Annotated in this window: 16 protein-coding genes; 13 read left to right on the top strand and 3 right to left on the bottom strand. The window is 68.5% G+C overall.

What is annotated here, in order from left to right; genetic code table 11:
- Positions 1–405: 405 nt before the first annotated feature.
- A complete protein-coding gene (locus MTDSW087_RS25915) occupies positions 406–738 on the top strand; it encodes a hypothetical protein (protein ID WP_144768068.1) in 333 nt (110 codons plus the stop codon).
- 76 nt (positions 739–814) lie between these two features.
- On the opposite strand, the gene MTDSW087_RS25910 is transcribed toward MTDSW087_RS25915, so the two are convergent.
- Complete coding sequence (locus MTDSW087_RS25910; RefSeq protein WP_144768066.1) at positions 815–1,651, bottom strand: hypothetical protein; 837 nt, start codon at positions 1,649–1,651, stop codon at positions 815–817.
- A gap of 789 nt (positions 1,652–2,440) precedes the next feature.
- On the opposite strand from MTDSW087_RS25910, the gene MTDSW087_RS25900 reads away from it, so the two are divergent.
- From MTDSW087_RS25900 to MTDSW087_RS25865, 7 genes are all read left to right on the top strand, one after another.
- Positions 2,441–2,746, top strand: a complete 306-nt coding sequence (locus MTDSW087_RS25900; protein ID WP_238179590.1) for a hypothetical protein — start codon at positions 2,441–2,443, stop codon at positions 2,744–2,746.
- Positions 2,747–3,177: 431 nt separating this feature from the next.
- On the top strand, positions 3,178–3,531 hold the full coding sequence (locus MTDSW087_RS25890) for a hypothetical protein (protein ID WP_144768059.1): 354 nt from the start codon (positions 3,178–3,180) through the stop codon (positions 3,529–3,531).
- On the top strand, positions 3,531–3,809 hold the full coding sequence (locus MTDSW087_RS25885) for a hypothetical protein (RefSeq protein ID WP_144768057.1): 279 nt from the start codon (positions 3,531–3,533) through the stop codon (positions 3,807–3,809). The genes MTDSW087_RS25890 and MTDSW087_RS25885 overlap by 1 nt, the downstream gene beginning before the upstream one ends.
- Before the next feature lie 25 nt (positions 3,810–3,834).
- Positions 3,835–4,164, top strand: a complete 330-nt coding sequence (locus tag MTDSW087_RS25880; RefSeq protein WP_144768055.1) for a hypothetical protein — start codon at positions 3,835–3,837, stop codon at positions 4,162–4,164.
- Positions 4,165–4,528: 364 nt separating this feature from the next.
- Positions 4,529–4,924 carry a hypothetical protein gene (locus MTDSW087_RS25875; RefSeq protein ID WP_144768053.1) on the top strand — a complete coding sequence of 132 codons (396 nt, stop codon included), beginning with the start codon at positions 4,529–4,531 and terminating at the stop codon, positions 4,922–4,924.
- A gap of 99 nt (positions 4,925–5,023) precedes the next feature.
- Positions 5,024–5,287: a hypothetical protein gene (locus MTDSW087_RS25870; protein ID WP_144768051.1), complete on the top strand. Its 264-nt coding sequence runs from the start codon at positions 5,024–5,026 to the stop codon at positions 5,285–5,287.
- 71 nt (positions 5,288–5,358) lie between these two features.
- Positions 5,359–5,919 carry a hypothetical protein gene (locus MTDSW087_RS25865; RefSeq protein WP_144768049.1) on the top strand — a complete coding sequence of 187 codons (561 nt, stop codon included), beginning with the start codon at positions 5,359–5,361 and terminating at the stop codon, positions 5,917–5,919.
- On the opposite strand, the gene MTDSW087_RS25860 is transcribed toward MTDSW087_RS25865, so the two are convergent.
- Both MTDSW087_RS25860 and MTDSW087_RS25855 read right to left on the bottom strand, forming a co-directional pair.
- A complete protein-coding gene (locus tag MTDSW087_RS25860; protein ID WP_144768047.1) occupies positions 5,916–6,500 on the bottom strand; it encodes a metallophosphoesterase family protein in 585 nt (194 codons plus the stop codon). The two genes, MTDSW087_RS25865 and MTDSW087_RS25860, sit on opposite strands and share 4 nt — an antisense overlap.
- 93 nt (positions 6,501–6,593) lie before the next feature.
- The gene (locus MTDSW087_RS25855; protein ID WP_144768045.1) at positions 6,594–8,012 is read right to left on the bottom strand and encodes a tyrosine-type recombinase/integrase; all 1,419 of its coding nucleotides are present in this window, start codon (positions 8,010–8,012) and stop codon (positions 6,594–6,596) included.
- A gap of 495 nt (positions 8,013–8,507) precedes the next feature.
- On the opposite strand from MTDSW087_RS25855, the gene MTDSW087_RS25850 reads away from it, so the two are divergent.
- The 5 genes from MTDSW087_RS25850 (at position 8,508) to MTDSW087_RS25830 (ending at position 12,115) form a co-directional block, all read left to right on the top strand.
- Entirely contained in the window at positions 8,508–9,038 is a 531-nt protein-coding gene (locus tag MTDSW087_RS25850) for a prolyl-tRNA synthetase associated domain-containing protein (protein ID WP_144768043.1), read from the top strand.
- Between the two features lie 297 nt (positions 9,039–9,335).
- On the top strand, positions 9,336–10,124 hold the full coding sequence (locus tag MTDSW087_RS25845) for a class II glutamine amidotransferase (protein ID WP_144768041.1): 789 nt from the start codon (positions 9,336–9,338) through the stop codon (positions 10,122–10,124).
- Positions 10,125–10,296: 172 nt separating this feature from the next.
- Positions 10,297–11,040 carry a sigma-70 family RNA polymerase sigma factor gene (locus tag MTDSW087_RS25840; protein ID WP_144768039.1) on the top strand — a complete coding sequence of 248 codons (744 nt, stop codon included), beginning with the start codon at positions 10,297–10,299 and terminating at the stop codon, positions 11,038–11,040.
- A gap of 226 nt (positions 11,041–11,266) precedes the next feature.
- On the top strand, positions 11,267–11,680 hold the full coding sequence (locus tag MTDSW087_RS25835) for a DUF1236 domain-containing protein (protein ID WP_144768037.1): 414 nt from the start codon (positions 11,267–11,269) through the stop codon (positions 11,678–11,680).
- Between the two features lie 159 nt (positions 11,681–11,839).
- Positions 11,840–12,115, top strand: coding sequence for a hypothetical protein (locus tag MTDSW087_RS25830; RefSeq protein WP_144768035.1), 276 nt, complete (start codon positions 11,840–11,842; stop codon positions 12,113–12,115).
- Positions 12,116–12,120 lie beyond the last annotated feature (5 nt).

The following is a 12,120-nucleotide window of genomic DNA, read 5'->3' as shown; positions in this document are numbered from 1 at the left end:
GCGGGGGATTTTGATAGAAGCCAGCCCCCCCCCCCCCGATAGGGCTGGCCTTCTATCCACAGGATGATGGGCCGGCTCCGGGGCCGATCCCGCCAGGTTTGGGGACCGCCTGGGATGGGGCTCGGAACGCCCCGAAAACGGGTGAAACGATTTTCCGAAGTTTGCCCGAGGCCCGAAAATTGGCGTTTTATCGAGTCCCGAGAGTCTCTTATGCGCTCTTATGTTCTTCTTATATTGGAAGGCGCATATGGGCCGACGTCGGGCTGACGCGCGCCTAACGTCAGCCTGCGGGGCCTCGCGCCGCCTCAGGGGGCCGGGATTCCCTTTTACCTTCCTTTGAGGCACCCCGTTGACCCGGGACTCCGCGTCGATTCTGCTGAGGGCACACTAACAGGGAGACAGCCCGTGGGCCTCGCAACCGAACTCAGCCTCAATGCCGGCAGCCGCATCGGCATGGTGGGCGCCGGTCTCCACGTGGGCATCCAGCGCGCCATGTCGGACATCCGTCGGGAACAGCGCCGCGAGGTCAGCGCAGTCGAGGACGTGGCCCTCCGCCTCCGGGAAGCCCGCCTCGGGCAGGTCGTTGCCCTGCGCCGTGCCGCCGCCGCCGAGGCCCGGGCCGCCCAGGCCGAGCAGGAGGCCTCCGGGGCGCAGCGCGAGATCCGGCTGCTCCGGGAGGCCCTGCGCGCCGAGCGCAGCCTGACCGCTGGCCTGATGGAGATCTGCGGCGTCGCCTGACCGGGCACCGCGCAAAGCAAAGGGCCCGCCGGGATGAGCGGCGGGCCCTTCTCGATTCAGAAATCCGTGGAGGCGGTCAGTAGGCGCCCCGCGGGCGGTAGCCGCGGCGGTAGACGGGCGCCTCGTCGGGCGTGGCGTCGAAGCTGGGCTCCGGGCGGGCCGGGGTGGCGGCGGGGCCCCGCTTCATCATCTCCGCGACCGCCTCGCGTTCGCCGCGCATGCTTCGCTTCGCCCGCGCGATGATGTCGGCTTTCATCTCCTCGGTGACGAGGAGGGGATCGACCTTAGGCGCCGGCCCGACCGGAAGGAGCCTCGGCAGGAGGGGCGACAGATCCGACGCCTTCTCAGGCATCGTGTGGCGCTTCAGGGCCCCAGGCGCCATGGCGAGCGCGGCCTCGATCTGGGAGTGCGAGAGCGCCCGGATCCACTCGGCCGCGGGCTCCGAGATCCAGCGAATGTGCGGCGCCAGGGCCACCTCGCCGCCGTCGCGGTACGCTTCGACGGCTTGTTGGAGGAAGTGACCGGCACCGACGTGCGGGCGATGCGGAATGGCGTCGCCGACGCCCGCCTCCTCCATCATCCGCTGGATTTCCGCGTCGGTAGCGACGGCGCCCTCGGCGAGGGCCCGGCCGGTGACCTGCGGCGACGGGAGCATGCTCCCGATGACGCTCCCGAGCTCCCGGGCGACGGCGCCGGGCGCCTTGAGCGCGACCTCCGCGGTGATGGCGGCCGCATCGGCGGTGGCGGAGACTCCCCGGTCGAGGGCGCAACCGGCGGCGCGGGCGTGGTCCCGGAGCCACGGGAGCTTCCGGGTGACGGAGGAGACCGCCTCCTCGAAGGCGTCGGAGAGGTAGGACCAGCCGCCCCGCATGGCGCGGAGGACGGCGGCGAGGATTCGGGCCAGCGACTGCATGACTGGGTTCCCTGCGGGGGCTCGGCAACACGCCGGCCCCCTCTGCTCAGGAGCGTGCCAAGCTCACATGCAAGGATCCATGGGCGCACGTGAGCCCCTTGCCCAATACGCCTCCACTTCGGCCCAGGTCGCCCTCTGCCAGAAGGCCTGCCGGGCCGTGCAGCGCTCTGCGAAATAGAAGGAATTCCCCTATTGGGTGGGCCCTGCTCTAGAGCGTGTGAGCCCCTACAAATCGGGTGAGTTCACGCGGTAGGTCGGCCGCGGCCGCCCGGGCGTCGGGTTCCCGCTGCGCGGCCCTCTCAGCGGCGCCCGCCGGGTAGAGGCAATCCCAAGCGGCATTGTAGCCGATTGGCTCTAGGCCGCCCCCGCAGACGGCGAACAGCTCGCCCTCTATTGGCTCGCGGCCGCGCGCGGTCGTGACGAGCTCGCCGACCGAAAGCTCGAACGAGGACATCCACCGTGTCCGTGCCGCGTCACGGCAGTGCGTCTCGGTAGGTAACGACCGCCTGGTGACGAGGCGCACGTGCAGGCTCGTCCGCGTGGCGGCCCAAACGTCGACGCGCCGGACGACTGCACCCGCCCGCAGGACCACTCGTACCGTGACCACGCAGTCCCGATCGGGACTCGAACGATTCATCGTGAATCGTTTTTCCACGTTAGAACCCCTTCTTTTTATGATCCGAATCGATCATACGTTCCTGGCGGCGGTAGATTGCATCACGGGAAAACACAAAGACTTACCTAGTAAACATGGAGGGTTAGATGCATGCAAGGTGGAAGGAGTTCAGGGTGGCACCGGCGGTGCTGAGGCAGCACCTCGCGGCTGGAGAGGGCTACGTCGCGATCGCACGCTTGTACGACGTCGGCGAGCACGCGGATCGGCGCCGGTGCTGCAAGCTGGGCCTGCGCGAGCTGGTGAACGGGCGCACCTCGAACGAGACGGCCCTCCGCATGGCGGTCTCGCGCTCGGACATCAGCATCAAGCGGATCGCCGGGGCGTTCGGCGTCGAGGGGCGCACAATTTGGGCAGCCGCCCGATCCTACGGCCTGCCCAATGACCAGAGGGGGCGCGAAGCCCGCGAGGACACGCGCTGATGGCCCGGCGCGCTCCTCTCCATCACGATGACGCCCGCCGGTGCCTGCAAGCGGCCGTCGACCTCGCCGGAGGCCAGGGTTCTTGGGCCGCCCGTCACGGCCTGACGCAGTCCTACGTCGCCAAGATCCTCGGCAGCCGCCGCGAGATCACGCCGCGAGTCCTAGCGGCTCTTGGGCTGCGGGAGCTCCCCCGCGCGTACGAGCCCGCGGAGCAGCGCCCGTGAACGACATCGACCGCCACATCCACGTGACGCCCAGGCCTCGCGGGCGCACCGGAGGCCTGGCCGCACGAGGCGCCCCTGACGTGGGCCGCGGCCTGGCTGCCCTCCCTCCAGTTCTTCCTCTGGCTCGCGTCGCGCTCCAGCGTCCTCGGAATGCGTGACCCCGTGCCGCGTGCGCAGTGACCACTCCCTTCACCCCGGAGATTTGAGATGCCGAGATCCGTCCTACCCGTCGATCCCGCCCGCCACCGCATCCTCGCCCTGCAGGATCGGGCCCGTGCCGCGTGCGCCGAATACAACCCCACCCCCGAGGAGTTCCGTGAGGTCCTCGTCGCGGCCTGCGAGAGGGCCGGCGGGGTCGAGGCCTGGGCGATGCGCCTCGGCTGCAAGCCCGGCGTCCTGCGCAGCGTGCTCGAAGGCCGCCGGCGGCCCCAGGGGTGCATGCTCGACACCTTCGGGCTCGAATACGTGCCGGCGCTTGGCCGCTACGCCGACCCGCAGCTCGACCGCCGCGCCAACGCGGTCTGGCGCGTCCGCCTCGCCAAGCAGCTCGGATTCGCGTGATGCGCCAGATCTCCCTCGTCCCCCTGCTGGACAAGACCCTTCCGTACGAGCGCGCCGCCCCAGCGGACGAGGCGATCGTGCGGGAGCGCCTCGCTAGGGCGCTGCCCAAAGGCGTCAGCGACCCCGTGATCGCGATCGAGTGCGTCGAGTGGCGCGGCGAGACCTGCTTCGCCGATGTCGTCGAGGCGGACGGCGAGCGGCGAAGGCTGGAGCTCGGTCCCAACCTCAACCCCAAAGACTTCGTGCTCGTCATGCTCGGCGTCGACCCGAACGACTGAACAACCCCCAAACTGGAAAGAGATCATGCCCAAGACGATCCACATCACCGAGATCGACCCCCGTACCGCAAAGAACGCCTTTGGAGATGGACTCACGTTCAGCGAGCGCTTCCGGCGCGGCTTGGATGCCTACATTCACGAGGAGCGGCTGGACCAGATGGAGGCCCAGGTCGTGGCCGACATGAGCCGGCTGGTCGAGAGCGGCGAGTACGTGGCGATCGTCTCCGACCGCGGCATCGTGGGCTACCAGTCCTCTAAGGCTCCAACTGCGCTGTCGAATGCCGAGCGTGCCGCCGCGGGTAAGCGGGTCAGGAAGCGGCAGGCGCGGTCCGGAAGGCCTCAAACCGAGCAGTGAACATTCTCGTCCACTCACCCCTGACCATGGCGGCTCAGTGAACGATCCCGTTCACCAAGGGGACACAAGGTCCCCCTCACGGAGCCTCCGCTAACCAAGCCCCACACCCCCTTTTAGCCGAACACCAACAACTCCGACCCGTCCAACGAGGCGATGGCTGCCCTGCTCGCCGAGATTGCCAAGGTCCGCGAGCTCCCGCTCCCGGAGAGCCTGCTCCCCCTGCACACCGAGACCAACGCCTAACACCCCGCCGGGGCAGTCGACCCGGCCTCTCCTCCAGCCGGCAAATGGGGCGGCTCGAAGAGGGGCCAAGAAGGCAACGGCACCGTCCTCCTCGGAGCCTCCTAGTCACAGGAATTTCGCCATGAGCACGATCATCACGCCGAATGCCCGCACCGCCGCCTTCGGTTGCGCCCGCGGCGACTACCAGGCCGGTCTTCTCAACGGGTTCGGGACGTGGTCCGGCTCCGAGCTCACCGGCCGGGCCGCGAGCTACGGCACGAAGTACCGGAACAGCCGCAACAGCCTCGTCAACCGCCTGAGCGCGGTGCCCAAGCTTTCCGTCACGAAGGCGACAGGCGAGCGCGGCCGCATCGTCGTCGTCGTCATGACGAAGGCGGAGCGCAAGCGGGCCGGTGAGCGCCCGCTCATCGCGTTCGCCGAGCGCATTGTCGAGCGCGCCGCGAAGGCGAAGGCTGCCGCCGAGCGTCACCTCGCCGCCGATCTCCCGGCCCTGGAGGTTATCGCCTACGCCCGCTGAGGCCGCCGGGGCCCCGCGCCCCGGCCCTATCTCCGGACCGCTCGATTCCGAGAGCGGTCCCGACGAGGGCCAGACACCCCGACCCGAGGAGGACACATCGTGCAACTCGCGTTCAATCCTTTTTTTGTAGTCTTCACTCCCGAATTCCGTGCGGAGATCGACGAGATTTGGCGCCAGATCGCGGTGCGCATCGAGCAAAGGGATTACGCCGGCTGCTGCGAGCTGGCGATTGCCGGAAAGGCTCTCGTGGACGCCCGGTACGATTTGTTCGCGTCCCGGCTCGGTATCGAGGAGGGCGAGCTAAGGACCCGCTGCCTCATCGGCAGCATGCTCGTTGGCCCCGTCTATCTGTCCGCCCGCTAGCGGCTCGTTTTCGCAACTCTTCTCGGCGCCCTTGATAGGGGCTACCCTGAGTAACTCTATGGAGTGCCCGCATGGCCGAGACCCGCGAGCGCCTGTCCCCAGAAGAGCGCGCGACGCGGCAGCGCAAGCTCTTGACCGTCGGCACGTACCTCTACGGGCCCTCATGGCAGCAGGCGCTCTCAGATAGGCTGGCGAAGGTCGTCGAGGGCGGTGTCCCGCGCGTGCGGATCAACCAGTGGGCGACCGGCTCGAAGCCCCTCCCGGCCTGGATGCTCCCCGTCCTGGCCGACGTCGCGCTTAGCGGAGCCGCCGAGCTGCGCCGGCGCGCTGAGGTCTTCAATCGGATCGCAGCCGGGGAGGACGTCCCGCCGTCGCTGGACGAGGGCACCCCGCCGGTACAGGGCGAGCCCGACACATCGGAGGAGCCCACGCTGGAATCCGGGCCGACCGCCACGAAGGTTGCCCCCTACGACGACGGCAGCGACTTCGACATCGACGCCCTCGTCGTGAAGTACGCCGACAAGCGCCTGCCCCGTCCCGCGCCGGAGCCGGCCCCAGAGCCGCAGGAGCTCCAGTGGACGAGCAAGTTCGCCGAGGAAGCCCGGGCCGGGTGGCGCGGCCGAGGCCTCTAGGCCTCGTCGCCGACCGGGCTCGCCTCCACCCGCTTCAGGCGGGCCATCCTGCGCTCCTCGGGCTCCTCGGTCACCCCGGCGAGCTTCGACTTGATCTCGGCGATCGTCACCGGGGCGTAGGCCCACGAGTCCACGCCGACGTCGCAGAACAGGCTGGACGGCGGCAGGAGGTCGTGAGTGTGCCCGAAGAGCTGGATTGTGCGGCCGAAGCTGCCCCTCCACGCACGTAAGGGGTAGTGACAGGCAACGACCCTGGCCCCATCCACCGCCATCTCGACAAGCTGCTCGACCGGGCCGGCCCAGGGCAGCGCGAGAGTTGCTGCGTCATCGTGGTTGCCCTTCACGAGGCGCTTCGATCCGTTCAGGGCCGCGAAGATCGAGGCCGCCTCGGCCGGGTTGGCCCCCAGCGCGAAGTCGCCCAGGTGCCAGACCGTGTCGTCCTTTCCAACCCGGGCATTCCAGAGCTCGATGAGCGTTCGGTTCATGTCGCGCACCGACGCGAACGGGCGCTTGCACATGCCGATGATGCCCTCATGCCAGAAGTGCGTGTCGGCGGTAAAGAAAATACTCCTACGAGCCATTTTTACGGGTCCTCGATCGGGACCCAGCGCGCGGCGCTGCAGGTCCCTAGGGTTTGGCGGAGGGTTGGGGATTCGGACGGGGAATCGCGGGTTTCATGACCGCCTCCGGGGTGTCAGGGACCGCTTCTCGACGATGGGCGAGCCGTCGAGCGGTGGCAGCTTCACCAAAGCGATAGCCTCCCTGGCCTCTTCGAACTCGGGGCCGCCCGAATAGAGGCCGAGCGTCATGCCCTTGCGACTGTGGCCGACGATCGCCTGAATGAGGGGCTCGCGCACCCGAGCCTGTTCCAACTTCGTGATGAACCAGCGTCTCCAGCTGTGGAAATTGACCTTGCTCCGGCGGCGGCCCGGCTCCTCATCACGAACCCCTAGAACGGTCGTGTACTTAGTATACCGCTTCGAGAAGTAGGATGAACGCGGCTTCACCGAAGTTGAAGGTGGGCCAGGCCACTCCGGGAATAGGTCGTCTTCAGGCGCCTTGTTGGCGATACGTCTTGCCACAATTTCTTCGATGTCCGGGTGGATCGGGATTTCGCGCTTGCCGCGCTCCTTCTTCTGCGGCTTGAACGTGAAATACCCGTCGAATAGGTTGGCCACCTTGAGGTCAATCACCGCGTCGAGGCGTGCTCCGGTCAGGGCCGCGATCATCATCACGTCCTTCATGCGATCCCCCTCCATGGGCGTGCCCATGAGCAGGCGCTGAACCTCCTCATCCGTGTATTCCCGCTCGTCGTCCTCGCGCTTGGTCTCGGGCTTGTCGATGTTGAGGTCGTGAAACGGGTTCTCCTTCGCGTGCTCGCGCCGGGTGAGCCATGCCCAGTAGAACTTGATCCGGCCGAAATACTTGGCCTTGCTCGCCCAGGACAGGTTCGTGTCGGCGTCGAGCCAGTCGAGGAAGCGGATCGCGTTCCGCTTGTTGATGTTCTCGATGAAAGGCTCGATGTCGTTGGCTTCCAGCCAATCCAGGAGGATCGAGAGAGCGCGGGGCTCGTCCAGCTTCGACCGCGGCTTGATCTTCAGACCGTCGACGAAGGCCTGGTGGTAGTGGGCGATCGGCGTGTCTCCGGCGGCGACCCGCCGGATCTCGGACACCAGCTTGACCGCCTCCGGCTTGGGCACGCGCCGCTGGATGATTCCGTCGGGCGTGTGCTCGTCCACCCAGGTCGCCCCGTCGTTCAGGATCTCCTCGTAGCGCTCCTGGGCGCCCTGGATCATGAAGTCTGCGAGGTTGTCGTCGGCGGTCTCCATGAGCCTGCGGGTCTCCAGGGTGAGGGCGAGGAGCGAGTTACGCTTGCCGCCCCGGGCGGTCCACGCATCCTCGATCCGCTTCTTGAACTGGGGGACGATGAGATCGCGGGCGAGCTTGGCCTCGCCCAGGGCCTTCGTGCCGGTGGACCGGACGAGGCGGCTGCCGAGCTGCTCGCGCAGCTCCCGTGGCACGCCCATGGAGACGCGCCAGACGCCGTCGTGTACGGTGAGGTAGGCCTTGTCCTTGTCAGGCTTGCGGGGCACCGGCAGACCCCCTCCCAGGGGTGATATGAACCGGTTTGATCCGTAACACGACCCGAAACGTCGCGCGATTCCCTGGACTTGCAGTCACTGGAATGGGTTAACGGATCCTAGTCGTCTAATCCCTCCGTCTCCGCCACTCGTCCTGCAGAAAATCGCTGATTTCACAACGATGTAAGGGCGTTCCTCGACGAAACGCGCCCTCGCAGGGCACGATAACGGCATACGCAACCTCCGACATCGGCCGCAATGTCCGAGTTCCTGGTGCGACGCGCCGCCTTCTGGCGCTTCCAGCGCCGGCGTCCACCTGGTCTTCGCCAGCACGACACAGGGGGCATCGTCCGGCAATCCATCCGCATCCGAATCGCGGACGATCCGCGCGGGGGCCGGGCAGGCCGCGCGGCCGCTCGGATCAACGGCGAGCTCCCCCCGCCGGCTCGCCCTTGAGGCGCCGCGGCGTTACAGACCGATCCTTCGTTCCCGGATGCGAGGAGACCCATGCCCCTGAGCCCCGACGACCTGCTGGCGCGGCTGCGCGAGCGCGGCATCGCCTACAAGCTCTACGAGCATCCGCCGGTCCTGACCGTCGAGGCGATGATGGCGGTCTGCGGGGACATCGCGGGGGCGCACACCAAGAACCTGTTCCTGCGCGACGGGAAGAAGACGTACTTCCTCGTCACGCTCCGCCACGACGCGCAGGTCGACCTCAAGGCGTTCCGCTCCGTGCTCGGCGCCCGCGGCGGCCTCTCCTTCGCAAGCTCGGACGCGCTGCGCGAGCAGCTCGGTGTCGAGAGCGGCGCCGTCTCGCCGCTCGCGGCCTTCAACGCCGCGCCGGGCAGCGTCCGCGTCTTCGTGGAGGACAGGTTGCTGGAGGCGGAACGGATCAACGTCCACCCGCTCGTGAGCACCCGCACCCTCGGCCTCGTCCCCGCCGATCTCCTGGCGGCCCTGCGCGACGAGGGACACGAGCCCACCCCCTTCGCCCTGCCGGCCACGCTGCCGGAGGAGGCCGGATCGACCGCGGCGTAGGCGGCGCTTCGGGATCGCCCCGACCGGGTGGGCATGAGGAGCGTCCTCGTCCCACCCACTGTCCCCGAACCCTGCGCGTTTTCCGTAGCCCGACCGGTCTCGCGGACCGAACCGATGGTTGTTCGCAGAGCGGAACGCCTCTAAATCCGCTCTCCCGCAGATCGCGGTGCATTCGGGCCGTGCCCGGCCGTTTCGCGGCGGGATACGGCTCCGAATCGATGTTCCGAAGCGCCTTCTTCGCCGAGCCGGAGCCCGATTTCGGCGGAGAGCGCTCGCAAGGGGTGGAAGTCCGGGACGATGTGCGAACTGCTCGGCATGAGCGCGAACGTGCCCACGGACATCCGCTTCTCCTTCGCGGGCCTCGCACGGCGGGGCGGCGAGACCGGGCCGCACGCCGATGGCTGGGGCATCACCTTCTACGAGGGGCGCGGGCAGCGCAGCTTCCACGAGCCGGAGCCCTCGGCGCGCTCCGAACTCGCCAAGCTCCTGCGCAACGCGGCCATCAAGAGCCGCATCGTCATCGCCCATGTGCGCAAGGCCAATCGCGGCCGGGTGAGCCTGGAGAACACCCATCCCTTCACCCGCGAACTCTGGGGCCGGCACTGGACCTTCGCCCATAACGGGCAATTGCGCGGGGTGAAGAAGCTGCCGCTCGGCGCCTTCGCCCCGGTGGGCACCACCGACAGCGAGTACGCCTTCTGCTGGATGCTCGGACGCCTTCAGGCCCGCTTCCGGCGCCTGCCGCCCGCCGCGACCCTCGACCGTGCGGTGGCCGCCCTCTGCGCCGAACTGCACGCGCTCGGCGTGTTCAACATGCTGCTCAGCGACAGCCGCACCCTCTACGCCCATTGCGGCAAGCGCCTGTGCTACCTGACCCGCAAGGCGCCCTTCGGCACCGCGACCCTGATCGACGAGGATTGGCACGTCGATTTCGCGCAGGAGACCACCGAGCAGGACGTGGTCACCGTCATCGCCACCAAGGCCCTGACCCGCGACGAGGACTGGATCGACCTGGAGCGGGGCGACATCCTGACCCTGCGCGACGGAGCCACCCGCCTCATCAAGGTCGGCGCCTCCAGCTGTTGACGGGCGCGCGCGGGACGCAGCCCGCGTGCGCCCGAAGGTGCATGCGCGGGCGTCATGCGCTACAACAACCTTAACTCAGGACAGAAACGGCCATGCTCGGCCGCATCACTGTCCGCCTCGCCGGGTTCGGACCGCCCGGCGAGTCAAGCCCGCTTGAACCCTGCGACGAGCCATGACCCGCGACGAGACCGACCACGTCCTCACCGACGCGAGGGATGATGCGCCCTCCGAGCGTCCGAACCTGAGCCACGCGATCCGCGCCCATCTCGGCGACTACCTGCGGGACACCTACGAGCGCATCGGGGCGGCCGAGATGCCGAGCCGCTTCACCGAGCTGCTCGACAAGCTCGAGGCGGCGCTGCGCGCCCGCGGCGAGGCGGTCGAGCCCGAGTTCCGCGAGGGCCTGCTCGCCGCCGTGCCGTCCTTGCGCGCCTTCGCGCTCTCGCTCACCTCGAACCCCGCCCGCTCCGACGACCTCGTGCAGGACACGCTCCTGAAGGGCTGGCAGCACCGCAACCGCTTCCAGCCGGGCACCAACCTCAACGCGTGGCTGTTCACCATCCTGCGCAACATCTTCTACTCGGATCACCGCAAGCGCGTGCGCGAGGTCGAGGACCAGGACGGCTCCTACGCCGCCCGCCTCGCCACCGCCCCGCACCAGGGCGACCGGCTCGACGTGGAGGATCTTCAGAGCGCGCTCGCCAAGCTGCCGCCGGACCAGCGCGAGGCCCTGGTGCTGGTGGGCGCCGAGGGCGTCTCCTATGAGGAGGCGGCGGCGATCATGGGCTGCAAGGTCGGCACCGTGAAGAGCCGCGTCAGCCGCGCCCGCGGTCGTCTGGCCGAGCTTCTCGGCTACGACGAGGAGGATCTCGGCTCCGACCGTTTCATCAAGTCGGCGATGCCCGGCGAAGGCTGATTCCGGCTGCCTGCACAGGATATGTGCAGACGGATGAAAGCTCCGCCGAGTGGACGCCAGTCTTCGTCGGTTCGAAAAAAGCGAGTGTTCACAGGCCTCTAGGGCGTTCTCCTCGGGAGGGCGCCCTTTTCTGCTTTTTTGACGCATCCGTTTCGCGAGGTCGCGCGTTACCGGCCCGAGCTTCGCTGCGCCCGGCGCGGCGGACGATCCGAAACGGAGACTTTGAATGAACCTCAAGACCCTTCTCGCCGCCTCGGCCCTCGCCCTCTCGCTGCCGCTCGCTGCCCAGGCCCAGGGCACCCTGCCGGGCGCCGCCCGCGGCGCGGAAGTCGGCGCTGATGCGGCCGGCCCGGTCGGCGCGGTGGTCGGCGGTGCGGTCGGCGCGGCCACGGGCACGGTCGGCGGCATCCTCGGCGTCGACATGCAGCCGCGCTTCCGCAGCTACGTCCGCGAGCGCAACGTCCGCTCCTACGACTATGACGGCCGCGTCGCCGTGGGCTCGACCCTGCCGTCCTCGGGCGTGACCTATTACGACGTGCCGGACGAGTACCGCGTGCGTCCGGGCTACCGCTACACCGTCATCAACGACACCCCGGTGCTGGTCGACCGCGGCCACCGCATCGTCGAGGTCATCAACTAAGCCGCAGACGGCCCCACAGCCGGCCGTCTTCAGGCCCCGGAGCCCCGTGCTCCGGGGCCTTTCTCATGGGCGGGTGACGCACGGGAAAATCAGGCGCCGCCCGACGCAACGCCCACCGCCCGCGGATCGTTAGTGCCTGGATCGGAAGGAGGGTTTTCCATGGGCGGAGACGACGAGGCCAAACTTCCCGAGCCGGTGCGCGACCATCTCGGCCAGCAGCTGCGCGGCGTCCTGCCCGTGGAGACCGGCAACCCGAAATTCCTCGGCGACGAAGCCGCCCCCGAACACTTCGCCCCGCAGATCGCCAAGCTCGAGACCCGCCTCAAGACCCACGAGGAAGGGACCGGCGCGGTCGAGGACGCCCTCGACCGCATCCTCGACGCCTTCGGCATCGCGGGGGAGGCCGGGAAGGGCGCCGCGCCGGACGGGCGCTAGAGCGC

Origin of the sequence: Methylobacterium dankookense, assembly GCF_902141855.1 — a bacterium.
GTDB classification, from domain to species: Bacteria; Pseudomonadota; Alphaproteobacteria; order Rhizobiales; family Beijerinckiaceae; genus Methylobacterium; species Methylobacterium dankookense.
This window is presented reverse-complemented; position numbering and strand designations above follow the sequence as displayed.

Coding starts and splice junctions, on each gene's coding strand:
- MTDSW087_RS25835 (WP_144768037.1), top strand. CDS start 11,267: ATGAACCTCAAGACCCTTCTCGCCGCCTCGGCCCTCGCCCTCTCGCTG.
- MTDSW087_RS25860 (WP_144768047.1), bottom strand. CDS start 6,500: ATGGCTCGTAGGAGTATTTTCTTTACCGCCGACACGCACTTCTGGCAT.
- MTDSW087_RS25885 (WP_144768057.1), top strand. CDS start 3,531: ATGCGCCAGATCTCCCTCGTCCCCCTGCTGGACAAGACCCTTCCGTAC.
- MTDSW087_RS25850 (WP_144768043.1), top strand. CDS start 8,508: ATGCCCCTGAGCCCCGACGACCTGCTGGCGCGGCTGCGCGAGCGCGGC.
- MTDSW087_RS25830 (WP_144768035.1), top strand. CDS start 11,840: ATGGGCGGAGACGACGAGGCCAAACTTCCCGAGCCGGTGCGCGACCAT.
- MTDSW087_RS25875 (WP_144768053.1), top strand. CDS start 4,529: ATGAGCACGATCATCACGCCGAATGCCCGCACCGCCGCCTTCGGTTGC.
- MTDSW087_RS25910 (WP_144768066.1), bottom strand. CDS start 1,651: ATGCAGTCGCTGGCCCGAATCCTCGCCGCCGTCCTCCGCGCCATGCGG.
- MTDSW087_RS25865 (WP_144768049.1), top strand. CDS start 5,359: ATGGCCGAGACCCGCGAGCGCCTGTCCCCAGAAGAGCGCGCGACGCGG.
- MTDSW087_RS25890 (WP_144768059.1), top strand. CDS start 3,178: ATGCCGAGATCCGTCCTACCCGTCGATCCCGCCCGCCACCGCATCCTC.
- MTDSW087_RS25845 (WP_144768041.1), top strand. CDS start 9,336: ATGTGCGAACTGCTCGGCATGAGCGCGAACGTGCCCACGGACATCCGC.
- MTDSW087_RS25880 (WP_144768055.1), top strand. CDS start 3,835: ATGCCCAAGACGATCCACATCACCGAGATCGACCCCCGTACCGCAAAG.
- MTDSW087_RS25840 (WP_144768039.1), top strand. CDS start 10,297: ATGACCCGCGACGAGACCGACCACGTCCTCACCGACGCGAGGGATGAT.